The 16010-nt window shown below is 66.9% G+C and carries 14 protein-coding genes; 11 read left to right on the plus strand and 3 right to left on the minus strand.

Translation table 11 applies throughout. From position 1 onward, the window contains the following. The first annotated feature begins 136 nt into the window (after positions 1 to 136). Genes KYT87_RS26770 through lpdA form a run of 9 tightly spaced genes read left to right on the plus strand, consistent with a single transcriptional unit; the run spans position 137 to position 10084 of the window. Complete coding sequence (locus KYT87_RS26770; RefSeq protein ID WP_046803280.1) at positions 137 to 1078, plus strand: branched-chain amino acid ABC transporter permease; 942 nt, start codon at positions 137 to 139, stop codon at positions 1076 to 1078. Beyond that, on the plus strand, positions 1075 to 2343 hold the full coding sequence (locus tag KYT87_RS26775) for a branched-chain amino acid ABC transporter permease (RefSeq protein ID WP_104141700.1): 1269 nt from the start codon (positions 1075 to 1077) through the stop codon (positions 2341 to 2343). Before KYT87_RS26770 ends, KYT87_RS26775 begins: the two co-directional genes overlap by 4 nt. Next, a complete protein-coding gene (locus KYT87_RS26780) occupies positions 2340 to 3092 on the plus strand; it encodes an ABC transporter ATP-binding protein (RefSeq protein WP_046803278.1) in 753 nt (250 codons plus the stop codon). Before KYT87_RS26775 ends, KYT87_RS26780 begins: the two co-directional genes overlap by 4 nt. After that, entirely contained in the window at positions 3089 to 3820 is a 732-nt protein-coding gene (locus KYT87_RS26785; protein WP_104141699.1) for an ABC transporter ATP-binding protein, read from the plus strand. Before KYT87_RS26780 ends, KYT87_RS26785 begins: the two co-directional genes overlap by 4 nt. A 36-nt stretch (positions 3821 to 3856) precedes the next feature. After that, positions 3857 to 4642 (plus strand): SDR family NAD(P)-dependent oxidoreductase, encoded by a 786-nt coding sequence (locus KYT87_RS26790; protein WP_219991282.1) that lies wholly within the window; start codon positions 3857 to 3859, stop codon positions 4640 to 4642. A gap of 37 nt (positions 4643 to 4679) precedes the next feature. Continuing rightward, positions 4680 to 6863: a thiamine pyrophosphate-dependent enzyme gene (locus tag KYT87_RS26795; protein WP_219991283.1), complete on the plus strand. Its 2184-nt coding sequence runs from the start codon at positions 4680 to 4682 to the stop codon at positions 6861 to 6863. Then, the gene (locus KYT87_RS26800; RefSeq protein ID WP_104141695.1) at positions 6860 to 7348 is read left to right on the plus strand and encodes a VOC family protein; all 489 of its coding nucleotides are present in this window, start codon (positions 6860 to 6862) and stop codon (positions 7346 to 7348) included. The genes KYT87_RS26795 and KYT87_RS26800 overlap by 4 nt, the downstream gene beginning before the upstream one ends. A 10-nt stretch (positions 7349 to 7358) precedes the next feature. Further along, a complete protein-coding gene (locus KYT87_RS26805; protein WP_219991284.1) occupies positions 7359 to 8678 on the plus strand; it encodes a pyruvate dehydrogenase complex dihydrolipoamide acetyltransferase in 1320 nt (439 codons plus the stop codon). Between the two features lie 8 nt (positions 8679 to 8686). Next, complete coding sequence (gene lpdA / locus KYT87_RS26810; protein ID WP_219991285.1) at positions 8687 to 10084, plus strand: dihydrolipoyl dehydrogenase; 1398 nt, start codon at positions 8687 to 8689, stop codon at positions 10082 to 10084. Positions 10085 to 10228: 144 nt separating this feature from the next. On the opposite strand, the gene KYT87_RS26815 is transcribed toward lpdA, so the two are convergent. The 3 genes from KYT87_RS26815 to KYT87_RS26825 form a co-directional block, all read right to left on the minus strand. Beyond that, complete coding sequence (locus tag KYT87_RS26815) at positions 10229 to 11110, minus strand: LysR family transcriptional regulator (RefSeq protein WP_104141691.1); 882 nt, start codon at positions 11108 to 11110, stop codon at positions 10229 to 10231. 179 nt (positions 11111 to 11289) lie between these two features. Beyond that, positions 11290 to 13158 carry a dihydroxy-acid dehydratase gene (gene ilvD, locus KYT87_RS26820; protein WP_046803270.1) on the minus strand — a complete coding sequence of 623 codons (1869 nt, stop codon included), beginning with the start codon at positions 13156 to 13158 and terminating at the stop codon, positions 11290 to 11292. 78 nt (positions 13159 to 13236) lie between these two features. Further along, positions 13237 to 14127 carry a LysR family transcriptional regulator gene (locus KYT87_RS26825; RefSeq protein ID WP_219991286.1) on the minus strand — a complete coding sequence of 297 codons (891 nt, stop codon included), beginning with the start codon at positions 14125 to 14127 and terminating at the stop codon, positions 13237 to 13239. A 118-nt stretch (positions 14128 to 14245) separates the two neighbouring features. Between KYT87_RS26825 and KYT87_RS26830 the strand changes: the two genes are divergently transcribed. Next, positions 14246 to 14791: a GNAT family N-acetyltransferase gene (locus KYT87_RS26830; protein ID WP_104141689.1), complete on the plus strand. Its 546-nt coding sequence runs from the start codon at positions 14246 to 14248 to the stop codon at positions 14789 to 14791. Next, entirely contained in the window at positions 14788 to 15990 is a 1203-nt protein-coding gene (locus tag KYT87_RS26835) for an MFS transporter (RefSeq protein WP_219991287.1), read from the plus strand. The genes KYT87_RS26830 and KYT87_RS26835 overlap by 4 nt, the downstream gene beginning before the upstream one ends. The last annotated feature ends 20 nt before the right edge of the window (positions 15991 to 16010 follow it).

Consider the following 16010-nt stretch of genomic DNA (forward strand, 5'->3'; position numbering starts at 1 on the left):
GGCGGCGCGCAGCCTGCGCGCTCGCCTTGTTCGTCGCCTGACAAAAAAGCGCACCGCCGGCGCGGGCCGGAAAAACAAGGTGCGTAATGGATCGCGCAAGCCACGGGCTTGAGCGCGAAAGAATTATGGAGCGGACATGGAATACTTTACCGTCTCGCTGTTGAACGGCGTGATTTACGGCCTGCTGCTATTCATGGTGTCGGCGGGCCTGACACTGATTTTTGGAATGATGGGCGTGTTGAATTTTGCACACGCCTCGTTCTACATGATTGGCGCATACGCCGCCTACACGCTGACGCCCGTCACGGGTTTCTGGACGGCGCTGGTGCTGGCCACGATCATCTCGGGCGTGCTGGGCATGGGCGTCGAACGCTTTTTCCTGCGCCGCGTGCACAAGTTCGGCCACGCGCAGGAACTGCTGGTGACTTTTGGCCTGGCGTTCATCGTGGCCGAGCTCATCAAGCTGTTCTACGGCGACTTTCCGGTTGATTACCGCGTGCCGTCCTTCCTTAATTTCGCGGCCTTTCGCGTGTTCGATGCGGACTACCCCTTCTATCGCCTGCTGATGGGCGGCGTGTCGCTGGCGATGTTTGCCGTCATCTACCTGCTGCTGTCGCGCACTCGCGTGGGCATTGTGGTGCGCTCGGCCATCTATCGGCCGCGCATGGCCGAAGCGCTGGGCCACAACGTGCCGCTGGTTTTCATGAGCGTGTTCGGCGTGGGCGCGGCGATGGCCGGGCTGGCGGGCGCGGTGGCCGGCGCGTTCTACACCACCAACCCGAACATGGCGCTTGAGCTGGGCGTGCTGGTGTTCGTGGTGGTCGTCGTAGGCGGCCTGGGGTCGCTGGAAGGCGCCATGATCGCCTCGCTGCTGATCGGCCTGATCAGTTCGTTCTCGGTGGGTATCGACGCCAGCCTGGCGTCCCTGTTCGGCCTGTTCGGCGCGGGCGAATGGGCCGAAAGCGTAGGCGGTTTGATGACCGTGAAGATTTCCAGCCTGGCCGCCACCCTGCCCTTCCTGCTGATGCTGGTGGTGCTGCTGGTCAAGCCGTCGGGCCTGAAAGGAGAACAGGCATGAGCCAGACCCGTATTGCATCCGGCGCGCTGCTGCTGATCGTTTGCGTGGCGGCGTTGTGCGCCTTGCCGTGGCTGCTGCCGCCCGGCCAGTTGGTGGCGGCGGTGCAGATGTTGATCGCGGCGCTGTTCGCCTGCGCCTTCAACCTGCTGGCGGGCCAGGGCGGCATGCTGTCCTTCGGCCACGCCGCGTACTTCGGCGTGGGCACCTTTGCCACCATTCACGCCATGAACGCGCTGGGCGGCGCGGGCTTGTTGCCCACGCCATTGATGCCGCTGGTGGGCGGCGTGGCCGGGCTGCTGTTCGGCCTGGTCGCGGGCTGGTTCGCCACCATGCGTTCCGGCGTCTACTTTTCCATGATCACGTTGGCGCTGGCCGAACTGCTGCACGCGCTGGCGCCGCATTTGAAAGGCGTGTTCGGTGGCGAAGCGGGCGTGTCCGCCATGCGCATGCCGGCCTGGGGTTTTACCTTCGGGTCCGACATCGAGGTCTATTTCCTGGTGCTGGCCTGGGTGCTGATATCGCTGGCCGCGCTGTATGGCCTGACCCGCACGCCCTTGGGCCGGCTGACGCTGGGCCTGCGCGAAAACGCCAACCGGCTGCGCTATCTGGGCTATCGCCCGCATGCGCTCAAGACGATGGTGTTTGCGTTGTCGGCCATGTTCGCCGGCATCGCGGGCGGCTTGCAGGCGTTGAACATCGAAGCGGGTAACTACGTGCTGTTCGAGGTCAAGCTGTCGACCGACGCGGTGCTGTTCGCCTACATCGGCGGCGTCAACGCGTTCCTGGGTCCGGTGCTGGGCGCGGCGACACTGACATTCCTGTCGCAGACGCTGGCCGACATTACCCGTTCCTGGTTGCTGTACCAGGGCATTCTGTTCGTGCTGGTCATGCTGTTCGTGCCGGACGGCCTGGTGGGCCTGGTGCAGCGCGCCGCCAAGTCGCTGCGCGAACGGGGCCTGGCCAACTGGCTGCCGCGCGCCGTCGTGTCCGTGGCTGCCGGCCTGCTGCTGACCGCCGCCACCGTCTTCCTGGTAGAGCTGCTGCAACGCATGTTCGCGCGCGACTACCGCGCGCTTCTGGCCATGAACCCGGATGCGGGCTGGCCCCCCATTGCGCTGTTCGGTCACGACTGGGCACCGCTGGCGTTGTCTACCTGGCTGGTGCCCTTGGCCTTGTTCGCCACGGGCCTCTTGGCGTGTCGCTGGGCGCTGGCCCTGTGGCGCGACGACGGCGATGCCGCCCCCGTGCTGGAGCCCGCAAAATGAGCCATTCCATCCTGACCCTGACCGACGTGCGCAAGTCCTTTGGCCAAGCGCAGATCATTCGCGGCGTGAACCTGGCCATTGAAGCCGGCGAGCGCCATGCGGTCATCGGCCCCAACGGCGCGGGCAAGTCGACCCTGTTCCACCTGATGTCGGGTTCGTTCGCGCCCACTTCCGGTGACATCAACCTGCGTTCGCGCGCCATCGGCGGCTTGTCCCCCGAAGCCATCAACCGCCTGGGCCTGGCCCGCTCGTTCCAGATCACCAACGTGTTTCCGCGCCTGTCCGTGCGCGAAAACCTGCGCCTGGCGGTGTTGCGCATGCATGGGCTGGTCTACAACTTCTGGCGTCCCATTGCGCGCCACCGCGCCGTCAATGAAGACGTGGACCGCCTGCTGGAAAAAGTACGGCTGACGGCCAAGCAGCAAACGGCCGCGGGCGACCTGAACTATTCCGAGCAGCGCTCGCTGGAAATCGGCATGACGCTGGCCTCGCGCCCGAAGGTCATTCTGCTGGACGAGCCCATGGCCGGCATGTCGCAACACGAAGTCGATTACACGGTGGAGCTGATCAAGGACGTCACACGCGACTGCACCTTGTTGATCGTCGAGCACGACATGCAGGTGGTGTTCTCGCTGGCCGACCGCATCAGCGTGCTGGTGTACGGCGAAATTCTTGCCACCGGTACGCCCGCCGACATCCGTGGCGACGCCCGCGTGCGCGAGGCGTATCTGGGAGAGGAAACGGTATGACGACGCAAGCCTCACTACAAACGCCCCTGCTCAGCCTGCACGGCGTGCATGCCCATTACGGCAAGAGCCACATCCTGCACGGCATCGATCTATCCATCGGGCACGGCGAAGTCGTCAGCCTGCTGGGGCGCAACGGCGCCGGCCGCTCCACCACCATGAAAAGCATCATGGGCCTGGTGGACGTAACCGGCGGGCACATCGCCATTGAAGGGCGCGACATCACCAACAAGCGTCCCTTTGAAATCGCGCGCGCCGGCGTGGGCTTCGTGCCCGAGGAACGCGAGGTCTTCGCCAACCTGACCGTGGACGAAAACCTGCGCATGGGCGAACAGCCCAAGCGCGACGACGCGCCCCATTGGACAGTGGCGCAGATGTTCGACTACTTCCCGCGCCTGAAGGAACGCAGCAACACAAAGGCCGGCAACCTGTCGGGCGGTGAACAGCAGATGCTGACGATGTGCCGTTCGCTGCTGGGCAACCCCAAGGTCATGCTGATCGACGAACCCACCGAGGGGCTGGCGCCGAAGATCGTGGAAGTGATCGCCGACGTCATCCGCGATATCCACAAGCGCGGCGTGTCGGTGGTGCTGGTGGAGCAGAAGCTGACGATCGCGCTGAAGGTATCGACGCGCGTCAGCGTCATGGGCCACGGCCGCATCGTGTTCGAAGGACCGCCCGCGCAGCTGCATGAGCGCCAGGACGTGGTCCAGGAATGGCTGGCGGTCTGACCCCGCCGCAACGCACAACCTTTACAGGCATCTACCTTGGACACCACAGAAGTCATCCATAGCGACCTGCGCGGCCAACGCGTCGTCATCACCGGCGGCGCCAAGGGCATTGGCCTGGCCACCGCCCACGCGTTCGTGCGCCAGGGCGCGCGCGTGGCCTTGCTGGACATGGACGCCGCCGCGCTGGCGGCCGCCGTGGCCGAACTGACCTCGGCCGGCGGCCAGGCCATGGCCGTGCAGGCGTCCGTCACCGACGCCGACGCCGTCGAGCGCGCGTTTGCCCAGGTCGAACAGGCCTGGGGCGGCGTTGACGTGCTGGTCAACAACGCCGGCATCTCGGCCAACAAGCCCACGCTGGAAGTCACCGTGGACGAATGGCGCCGCGCCGTGGACATCAACCTGACCGGCGTGTTCCTGTGCGCGCAGGCCGCCGGACGCCGCATGGTGCCGGCCGGCGCGGGCAGCATCATCAACCTGGCATCGATGTACGGCGTGGTGGCGGCGCCCGACCGCGCGGCGTACTGCGCCACGAAGGGCGCGGTGGTGCTGCTGACCGAAACGCTGGCCGTGGAATGGGGCCCGATGGGCGTACGCGTAAACGCGCTGGCCCCCGGCTACGTCGAGACCGATCTGGTGCGCGACCTGGCCGCGCGCGGCCGCCTGGACCCCGAACGCCTGAAGCAGCGCACCCCGCTGCGCCGCATGGCGCAGCCGGCCGAAATGGCCGACCTGGCGGTCTTTCTGGCTTCACGCCAGGCCGCCTACATCACCGGACACACCCTGGTGGCCGACGGCGGCTGGAGCCGCTACAGCTACCTCTAACCGCACCGACGCTTAAAAACATTCTGGAGATTCACTCATGGCCACCTACCAATCGCTTGAGCCCCAAGCGCCCTGGCGGCAACTGACGGTCGAGGCGCGTGACTGGCAGCAGGCGGACCCCGCCCTGCTGGGCACGATGCTGACCCAGCTGCACTGGATCCGCGCCTTTGAAGAGGCCGTGCTGGACCTGGCCGCCGAAGGCCTGGTGCACGGCCCCGCGCATTCGTCCGTGGGCCAGGAAGGCGGCGCCGTCGGGTCGGTGCTGGCGCTGGGCGCGGGCGACCAGATCAACGGCTCGCATCGCGGCCACCATCAATTTCTGGCCAAGGCGCTGCAACATGTGGCGCCGCTGGGCCTGGACCCGCGCAACCCGCTGACGCCCGCCATCGACGACGTGCTGCAAAAGACGCTGGCTGAAATCATGGGCCTGGCGCAAGGCTTCTGCCGGGGCCGTGGCGGCAGCATGCACCTGCGCTGGCTGGAAGCGGGCGCGCTGGGCACCAACGCCATCGTGGGCGGCGGCGTGCCGCTGGCGGCGGGCGCGGGCTGGGCACACAAGCACGCCGGCACCGACCGCGTGGCCGTGACCTACTTTGGTGACGGCGCGGTGAACATCGGCTCGGTCCTGGAAACGATGAACCTGACGGCCGCATGGAAAACGCCGCTGTGCTTTTTCATCGAGAACAACCGCTACGCGGTGTCGACCACGGTGGAAGAATCCACCGCCGAACCGCGCCTGTCCGCACGCGGCCTGGCGTTCAATATTCCGTCGTGGAAAGTCGACGGCATGGACCCGCTGGCCGTGCACCTGGCCATGTCCGAAGCCGTGGCGCACATGCGCGCGGGCAACGGCCCGACGATTGTCGAAGTAAACGTGTACCGCTTCTTCCACCAGAACGGCCCCTTCCCCGGCAGCGCCTTCGGCTACCGCACCAAAGACGAAGAATCCCAGTGGCGCCAACGTGATCCGCTGGACAAGATCGCTACCGAAATGATCGGCCGCAAACTGATCACGCAAGCCGAGGTGGATGCGCTGCGCCAGCGCTGCAAGGACGTCATGAAAGACGTGTGCGGCCGCCTGACCGAAGCCGCTGACGGCGGCAAGCGCCGCGTGCGCGCCGACCTGTGGCCGCGCCCCGACTTCCGCGACGTAGGCCTGCGCAGCGACGGCGCCGAATTGGCCGGCCTGCGCTACCAGGACGCCGACGACCACACGGGCGCGAAAGTCGAACGCAAGTTTGTCGACGCGGTGGCAGACGTGCTGGACCGCCGCATGGAAACGGACGCCGGCGTGGTCGTGCTGGGCGAAGACGTGCACCGCTTGAAGGGCGGCACCAACGGCGCCACGCGCGGGCTGAAGGACAAGTACCCCGACCGCGTGCTGGGCACGCCCATCTCCGAGAACGCGTTCGCGGGCCTGGGCGGCGGCCTGGCGATGGACGGGCGCTACAAACCCATCGTTGAATTCATGTACCCCGACTTCATGTGGGTGGCGGCTGACCAAATCTTCAACCAGATCGGCAAGGCCCGTCACATGTTTGGCGGCGACATCGACGTGCCGTTCGTGCTGCGCACCAAGGTCGCGATGGGCACGGGCTATGGCTCGCAACACTCGATGGACCCAGCCGGCATCTTCGCCACGGCGCCGGGCTGGCGCATCGTGGCGCCGTCCACGCCGTATGACTACGTGGGCCTGATGAATACCGCGCTGGCCTCGAAGGACCCCGTGCTGGTGATCGAACACGTGGACCTGTACGCCTCGACGGGCGAGGTGCCCGACGGCGACCTGGATTACGCCATTCCGTTCGGCAAGGCGCGCGTGCGCCGCACGGGCGGCAAGGTCACCATCCTGACGTACCTGTCGATGGTCAGCCGCGCGTTGAAGGCGGCCGAAGAGGCGGGCGTGGATGCCGAGGTCATCGACCTGCGCACGCTGGACCGCGCCAGCCTGGACTGGGACACCATCGGCGCCAGCATCCAGAAGACCAACAACGTGCTGATCGTGGAGCAAGGCGCGCGCGGTACGTCGTACGGCGCGATGCTGTCCGATGAAATCCAGCGCCGCTATTTCGACTGGCTGGATCAGCCGATCAAGCGCGTGACGGGTGGCGAGGCGTCGCCCAGCATCTCGAAGGTGCTGGAACGCGCGGCGTTCGCGGACACCGAAGAAGTGCTGGCCGGGCTGGCCGACGTGCTGGCCGATCTGGGGGAACAGGCATGACGGCGATGCACATGACCGTGCCGATGGAAGTCGGCATCTGCTGCCGGGATCTGGACGCGCTGCTGGCGTTCTACACCGACGTCGTCGGCCTGAAGCTGGTGAACCGCGTCAGCGTGCCCGCCGACAAGGCACGGGCAACGGGCCTTACCGCGCATGGCTACGACGTGGCGCGCTTGCAGACGCCGTACGGCGAACGCATCAAGCTGCTGCAACCGAGCGTGGCGCCGGAGACGGCCGTGCGCGGCGCGGCAATCCTGGATCGCCAGGGCGCCACCTACCTGACCTTCATCGTGCGCGACCTGGCAGGCGTGGTGCGCAACCTGCAAGCCCGGGGCGTGGTCTTCGACAGCACGCCCGCGCCCATGGAAGTGCGCCCAGGCACGTGGCTGGCGTTCTTCCGCGACCCCGAAGGCAACGTGCTGGAACTGGTCGAATACGACGACCCCGCCGACTACCGGCCCGATCTGGCCGGCGCCGCCAACTAGGACGAACATCGTGGCTCACCTAATCAAGCTCCCCTCTGTTGCCGCCGATACCTCGGGCGGCAACCTGCACCAGTGGCTCAAGCAGGAAGGCGACACGGTCGCCGTCGGCGATGCGCTGGCGGAAATCGAAACCGAAAAGGCCATCGTCGAAATCAACGCCGAGCATGCGGGCGTGCTGGCCCGCATCGTGGTCCCGGCCGGCGCGGCGTCGGTGCCGATCAACACGGTAATCGGCGTGCTGCTGGCCGAAGGCGAAGATGCCTCGGCGGCTGATCGCGCGTTGGCGGAACATGGCGGGGCGGCTGCGGCGGCGGCGGCTGGGGAAACGTCCGCAGCGAAATCTGCCGGCTCATCCGCTGCTGGTTCATCGGCTGCTGGCTCATCGGCTGCCGCCGCCGGGCCTGCGGGAGCACCCGCGGCCCAGCCCCCCTTCCCCTCTGATGCTGCTCCCGCCTCCACCGCCCCCGTTCCCGGTGGCCGCTTGTTCGCCAGCCCCCTGGCGCGCCGCCTGGCCGCGCAGTGGCATGTGGACCTGTTGGGCGTGACCGGCACCGGCCCGCATGGCCGCATCGTGCGCCGCGACGTGGAAGCCGCGCGCAACCGTGCGCCGTCGCCCACCGCTACCGCTACGCCACCGTCCGGCCGTCCCGCCGCGCGCCGCGTGCCGCACACCGGCATGCGCCGCGCCATCGCGCGCCGCCTGACGGAAAGCAAGCAGAACGTGCCGCACTTCTACCTGTCGGTGGACTGCAAGATGGACGCGCTGCTGGCCCTGCGCGCGCAAGCGAATCACGGCGGCGCGGTCAAGCTGTCGGTCAACGATTTCATCGTGCGCGCCGCCGCCTTGGCACTGCGCGAAGTGCCCGAAGTGAATGTCAGCTGGCACGAAGACGCCATCGAATATCACGCGGGCGCCGACATCTCGGTGGCCGTCGCCACCGACGGCGGCCTGGTCACGCCCATCGTGCGCGACGCGGACATCAAGTCCCTGTCGGCCATTGCCGGTGAAATCGTCGAGCTGGCCGGGCGCGCCAAGATCAACCGCTTGAAGCCCGAGGAATTCACGGGCGGCTCGCTGACGGTCAGCAACCTGGGCATGTACGGCATCAGCCAATTTGCCGCCATCATCAACCCGCCGCAGGCCGCCATCCTGGCCGTCGGCGCGGCCGAACGGCGGCCCGTCGTCGGCGACAACGGCGAACTGGTCGCCGCCACCGTCATGACCGTGACCTTGTCCGCCGACCACCGCGCGGTGGACGGCGCGGTGGGCGCACGCTGGCTGGCTGCCTTGCGCACGCTGATCGAAAACCCCGTGCGCATTTTGCTGTGAGCCCCACGATGACGAAGAACGTGTTTGATGTGGTCGTCGTCGGCGGCGGCCCCGGCGGCTACGTGGCCGCCATCCGCGCCGCGCAGCTGGGCATGTCGGTGGCCTTGGTGGAACGCGCCGAGCTGGGCGGCATCTGCCTGAACTGGGGTTGCATACCCACCAAGGCCCTGCTGCACAGCGCAACGGTGCTGCGCGCCTGCCAGGAAGCGTCACACTACGGCGTCACCGGCACCGGTGAGGCGCGCGCCGACCTGGCCGCCATGGTGGCGCGGTCGCGCAAGGTGGCGGGCCGGCTAGGCCAGGGTGTGGCGCATCTGATGAAGAAAAACGGCGTGACGGTGTACGCCGCGCGCGCGCAATTGGCCGGCGCGGGCACGCTGGCGCTGGACAACGGCGCGACCCTGTCCGCCAAGCACATCATCCTGGCGACCGGTGCGCGCGCCCGCGAACTGCCCGCGTTGCCGCTGGGCGACCGCATCTGGGCCTACCGCCAGGCCCTGGCACCCACCCAGATCCCGAAGACGTTGCTTGTTGTGGGCGCGGGCGCCATCGGCGCGGAGTTCGCCAGCTTCTACCGCGCCATTGGTTCGGACGTGACACTGATCGACATGACGCCCGAAATTCTGCCGCAAGAAGACGCAGAAATTTCGCAGCTGGCGCGCAAGGCGTTCGAGAAACAAGGCATCCGCGTGCTGACGCAATGCGCCGTCACCGCCTCGTCGCCAAGCGCCATGGGCGTCAACGTGACGCTTGAACAGCAAGGTAAAAAGACGCAGCTGGAGGTGGACCGCGTCATCGTCGCGGCCGGCATCGTCGGCAACGTTGAAGACCTGGGCTTGGAGAAGACGCGGGTGCAGGTGGAAAAGACCCACATCGTCACCGATGCACACTGCCGCACCGGCGAACCCGGCGTCTACGCCATCGGCGACGTGGCCGGCGCGCCCTGGCTGGCCCACAAGGCCAGCCATGAAGGCGTGCTGTGCGTGGAGGCCATTGCGGGCAAGACGGTGCACGCCATCGACCCGCTGCGCATCCCCGCCTGCACGTATTCATACCCGCAAGTGGCCAGCATCGGCATGACGGAAGCCCGCGCGCGCGAACACGCCAAGGCCCACGGCGGCGAGATCCGCGTTGGCAAATTCACCTTTGCCGGCAACGGCAAGGCCATCGCCATGGGCGAAGACCAAGGGCTGGTCAAGACCGTGTTCGATGCGACATCAGGCGAATTGCTGGGCGCGCACATCATCCATCCCGAAGCGTCCGAGCTGATCACCGGCTATGGCGTGGCGGCGTCATTGGAAGCCACCGAGGAAGACTTGATGCACACCGTGTTCGCGCATCCGACGCTGTCGGAAACACTGCACGAATCGGTGCTGGCTGCGTTCGGACGGGCGCTGCACGCGTAAGGAGCAGAAGGCGGCATGCGGGCGGGGCCGCCTTCACTTCGACCTTCGCGTGGCTTGCATGGCTGTGCAAGCCACGCGCCAGAAACGCTTCAGAAACGCTTCAGAAACGCTTCAGAAACGCTTCAAGAACGCGTCAAGAATGCCTCAAACCCGCTGCGCAAAGAAATCCAGAAAGCAGGCAATGCGCCGCGACAGCTGCGTATTGCGGTGGTACACGGCGTGCATCGGTTGCAGGTGATCGCTGTACACGCCTTCCATCACCTTCACCAACCTGCCCGCCGCGATATCTTCGCGCACCACGAAATCCGACAGGCAGGCGATGCCCACGCCGCGTAGCGCCAACTGGCGCTGCGTTTCTCCGCTTGATGTGGCCAGCGTCGGCGTCGCCTGAAAGCTGGAGCCGCCCGCGTGCTTGAGCGGCCACAGGTTCAGGCTTTCGGGCTGCGTAAAGCCCAGCACTTCATGCCGCGCCAGATCCTCAACCGTTTCCGGCGCGCCGCGCCGCGCGATGTAGTCGGGGCTGGCCATCATCCAGCGCGGCGACGGCCGCAACACGCGCGCATGCAAGGTGGAATCCGTTAGCGGCCCCATGCGAATCGCGATGTCGGTGCGGTGCTCCATCAGGTCCACGATGCGATCGTTGCTGGTCAGCTCCAACGTAATCTCGGGATATTCGCGCCGGAATTCCCCCACGTGCGGCACCACGCAATGCAGCATCACCGGCACCGACGCATCCACCCGCAACCGGCCCGCCGGCCGCTGATGCACCATCCGCATGCACTCTTCGGCCTCGTCCAGCGACGCAACAATCTGCCGCGCCTTGGGCAAGAAGTGTGCGCCCTCTTCGGTCAGCTCCATGCGCCGCGTGGTGCGGTTCAGCAGCATCACGCCCAGGTCCTCTTCCAGCCGTGCCAAGGCCCGGCTGACCCCCGACGCCGTCTGCCCCAGCAGCTCGGCCGCGGCGCTAAGCGACCCGGCGTCCACCACGCCGAGAAACACGCGCAATGCATCGGAATTCAAAGCCATGTGGTGCGTCCTTGGGGCCCAAAAAACAGCCTGTCTGTTGTATATCGAATTTACCGCTTTAACCTGGTACTTCGCAGTATCCCGCTGCATTGCGCGGTGTCTTGCGACCCCAGTGACGCCACACCGCGCAAATAAAACGGCGCCCCACGGGCGCCGTTCTTCCCAGCCCTGCGCCGCGATCAGCGCTTGGCTTTTTGCTTCAGCTGCGACAGGTCGCGCACCGCGCCGCGGTCGGCCGACGTGGCCAATGCTGCGTAGGCTTGCAGGGCTTGCGACACCACGCGTTCGCGGCCGACCGGCTCCCACCCGTCAGCGCGCGCGTCCATCGCGGCGCGGCGGCGGGCCAGTTCTTCGTCGGAAACCGCCAGGTGCATCTTGCGGTTGGGGATGTCGATTTCGATGATGTCGCCTTCTTCCACCAGGCCGATCGTGCCGCCCTCGGCCGCTTCCGGCGAGGCGTGGCCGATCACCAGGCCGGACGAGCCGCCCGAGAAACGGCCGTCGGTGAACAGGGCGCAGGTTTTGCCCAGGCCCTTGGACTTGAGGTACGACGTGGGGTACAGCATTTCTTGCATGCCGGGGCCGCCCTTGGGGCCTTCGTAGCGGATCACGACGACGTCGCCCGCCACGATCTTGTCGCCCAGGATGCCTTCAACGGCGTCGTCCTGGCTTTCGAACACGCGGGCGCGGCCCGTGAAAACCCATTGCGATTCGTCCACGCCGGCGGTTTTGACGATGCAGCCCTTCTCGGCCAGGTTGCCGTACAGCACGGCCAGGCCGCCGTCCTTGGAATAGGCGCTTTCCTTGCTGCGGATGCAGCCCGTCTTGCGGTCGGTGTCCAGCGTCAGGAACGTGGCGTCCTGGCTGAAGGCGACCGTGGTGGGGATGCCACCCGGCGCGGCGCGGTAGAACTTCTGCGCTTCTTCGCTTGCGTCACCGGCCACGTCCCACTTCTGGATGGCGTTGCCCAGCGTGCCGCTGTGCACGTTGCCGCAAGACAGGTCCAGCAGGTCGGCGCGCGCCAGTTCGCCCAGGATGCCCAGGATGCCGCCGGCGCGGTGCACGTCTTCAATGTGGTACTTGTCGGTGGCGGGCGCCGCCTTGCACAGGCACGGCACCTTGCGCGAGATGCGGTCGATGTCGGCCATCGTGAAATCCACGCCCGCTTCCTGCGCAGCGGCCAGCAAGTGCAGCACGGTGTTGGTCGAGCCGCCCATGGCCACGTCCAGCGCCATCGCGTTCTGGAACGCGCTCTTGGTGGCGATGTTGCGCGGCAGGACCGATTCGTCTTCTTCGACGTAGTAGCGGCGGCACAGGTCGACGACCAGGCGGCCGGCTTGTTCGAACAAGCCCTTGCGCCACGCGTGCGTGGCGACGATGGTGCCGTTGCCCGGCAGGGCCAGCCCGATGGCTTCGGTCAGGCAGTTCATCGAGTTGGCGGTGAACATGCCGGAACAGGAGCCGCACGTGGGGCAGGCGCTGCGTTCCACTTCGGCCACTTCGGCGTCCGACACGTTGGGGTCGGCGGCCTTGATCATGGCGTCGATCAGGTCGATCTTGGCGATGACCTTGCCGTCGGTGGGCGACTTGACCTTGCCCGCTTCCATCGGGCCACCGGACACGAACACGACCGGGATGTTCAGGCGCATGGCGGCCATCAACATCCCCGGGGTGATCTTGTCGCAGTTGGAAATGCAGACCATGGCGTCGGCGCAATGCGCGTTGACCATGTATTCGACCGAGTCGGCGATCAGTTCGCGCGACGGCAGCGAATACAGCATGCCGCCGTGGCCCATGGCGATGCCGTCATCGACGGCGATCGTGTTGAATTCCTTGGCGACGCCACCGGCGGCTTCGATCTCTTTGGCGACCAGCGCGCCCAGGTCGCGCAGGTGCACGTGGCCGGGCACGAACTGCGTGAACGAGTTCACTACCGCGATAATCGGCTTGCCGAAATCACCGTCCTTCATGCCAGTGGCGCGCCACAGGGCGCGGGCGCCGGCCATGTTGCGGCCGTGGGTCGATGTGCGGGAACGGTAGTGCGGCATGATTTGTCTCGAGTGCTGTTAGCGTGGCGGCAAAACGGTAAATAATACGCTGGATCGGGCGCAGGCGTGCCAGCAAGCCTACGCCCTGAGCGCCAGCAACGCTTCCTGCAAATGGCGCAAGCCCCGGCTCAGCGGCTTGTCGCGGCGCATCACAATGGCCAGATCGCGCGCCAAGTGCGGCGTCAGCGAGCGCATCACCAGCGCGTCCCGGTGTCCCGCGCCGGAGACGGCCAGCTTGGGCAGCACCGCGCAGCCCAGGCCCGCTGCCACGATTTCCTTCATGGCCTCGGTGCTGCCCAGCTCCATGAAGGGCTTGCAGGCCACGCCCGCCACCTCGAACCAGTCGTCCACCAGGCGGCGCGTACGTGCGCCAGGCTCAAACAGCACCAAGGGCCACGGAGACAAGGCCTGTGGCGTCACCTGCTCCGGAATCGAGGCAGAGTCGCGAACGGGGAAGATCGCCACGAACTCGTCTTCCATGACCGGCGTCACCTGGAACATGCGGCCGGGCGCGGGCAGGGTCACCAGCCCCATGTCCAGCGTGTTGTTCTCGAGGGCGCGCAGCATATCGGCGGTGTTGCCGGTGCTGGCCACGATATCCAGCGCGGGAAAACGTCGGCGCAGCTGCGCCAGGATGGGCGGCAACAGATACGTGCAGGCGGTGGCGCCCGTGCCCAGCCGGATGCGGCCGGACACCTGGGACGCATGCGCGGTCATGGCCTGTTCGGCCTGCGCCAGCGCCGCGTCGATCACGCGGATATGGGTCAGCAGTTCAAGCCCGGCGGCAGTCGGGCCGGCACGGCGGCCGACCCGTTCGACAAGTTTCAGGCCAAAACGTCTTTCCAACTGGCGGATTTGCAGGCTGACGGCTGGCTGGGTGACGCCCCCGCGCTCGGCGGCCGCCGAGAAACTGCCAAGCTCAATTACCTGCGCAAAGATGCGTAGATGGACCAGGTTCAAGCCTCGCATGACGCCAACCAAAAGTTTTTCTTATGCAAATCATAATCTTCCAAAGCTTCATTTATGATTTATTTCGGACCAAACTGGCGGCTGGCCCATTTCCCCTACTCTTCGCTACGCCCCCTTTATGTCGCCCAACACGCCAACCCTGCTCATCCGCGACAGCGCGGATGCTGACCTGCCCGCCATCAAGACCATCTACGCGTACCACGTTGAACACGGCACCGCGTCCTTCGAACTGGAGCCGCCTTCCATCAACGACATGCGGCTGCGCCGCGCGGCCGTGCTGGAAAAAGACATGCCGTACCTGGTGGCGGAGATCAACGGCGAAGTGGTCGGCTACGCCTATGTCACGCCGTACCGCCCCCGCCCGGCCTACCGGCACACGGTTGAGGACTCTGTCTATGTGAAAGCCGGCCGCGCCGGCCTTGGCATCGGCGGCAAGCTGCTGGCCGCGCTGATCGACCGCTGCACCGCTGCCGGCTGGCGCCAGATGCTGGCGGTGGTGGGCGACAGCCGCAACGCCGCGTCGCTGGCGCTGCATGCCCGCCAGGGTTTTCATCCGGTGGGCACGCTGCGATCCGTGGGCCACAAGCATGGCGAATGGCGTGACACGGTGCTGATGCAGCGCAGCCTGGGCGAAGGCGACACGACGCCACCGCAACGCCCGTGATCGCGCCGCGCGCCGTCGTCTGCCTGGGGCTGACCCAGCTGGTCAACTGGGGCGTCACGTTCTACCTGATCGGCGCGTTCGGCCCGGCCATGACGGCCGACCTGGGGTGGAACGCGTCCCTCGTCTATGGCGGGTTTTCAGCCGCCATCGTCACGATGGCGCTGGTGTCGCCGTTGGCGGGCCGGGCCGTGGACCGCTGGGGCGGGCATCGCGTGATGCCGGTGGGCGTGTTGATCGGGGCAACGGGCTGCGCGCTGCTGGCCGCCGCGCACGGGCTGGCCGCTTACTACCTGGCGTGGCTGGTGCTGGGCGTGGGCATGCGGCTGTGCCTGTACGACGCCGCGTTTGCGTCGCTGGCGCGCGCCGCCGGGCCGACCGCGCGCCGGGCCATGTCGCAGATCACGCTGTTTGGCGGGCTGGCGTCCACGGTGATGTGGCCGGCCGGACACGCGCTATCCGGCTGGCTGGGGTGGCGCGGCGCGGTGTTGGTCTATGGCGCGCTGGCGTTGGCGACCTTGCCGCTGTATCTGGCGCTGCCTCGCCAACGGTATGCCGCGCCCGCCGCTGTCGCCGACCGCCCGGGCGCCGGCTTGACGCGCAACGCCTCCGAACGCCGCCTGGCCGGCACGCTTTACGCGGTAATCGCCATGCTGACCAACTTCCTGGCCGCCGGCAACGCCGCGCATTTGATCGCGCTGATGACGGGCTTGGGCGTGGCCGGCGCGTCGGCGGCCAGCGTGGCGGCCTTGTGGGGCGTCGGCCAGTTCGCCGCCCGCATGGCCGACGTGACGTTGGGCGCAAGGCTGCATCCGCTGACGTTGACGTGGGTCGTCACCACCTTGATGCCGCTGTGCTTTGTGCTGGCGTGGTTGTCCAACGGCAGCGTGTACGCCATTGCCGCCTATGCCTTGCTTTACGGCGCGTGCAACGGGCTGCTGACCATCACGCGCGGCACGCTGCCGCTGGCCTTGTTTGACTTCCGCAGCTACGGCACGCTGGTCGGTGCGCTGCTGGTGCCCAGCTTTTTGCTGACGGCCACGGCGCCCGTGGCGTATGCGTTCTTGATCGAGACACACGGTGCGCGCGCCGCCATGGCGATGTCGGCGGCCTTGGCGGGCGTGATCGCGGCGGCGGCGTATTTATTAAGACGGCGGTTTATCGGCAGGGTGGTGGCTGTGCCCGCGTCCAGGCGGGCTTAGGCCTGGAGGGCCGGACGCGC

The organism is Achromobacter sp. ES-001, from assembly GCF_019448355.1.
Taxonomy (GTDB): domain Bacteria; phylum Pseudomonadota; class Gammaproteobacteria; order Burkholderiales; family Burkholderiaceae_B; genus Achromobacter; species Achromobacter spanius_B.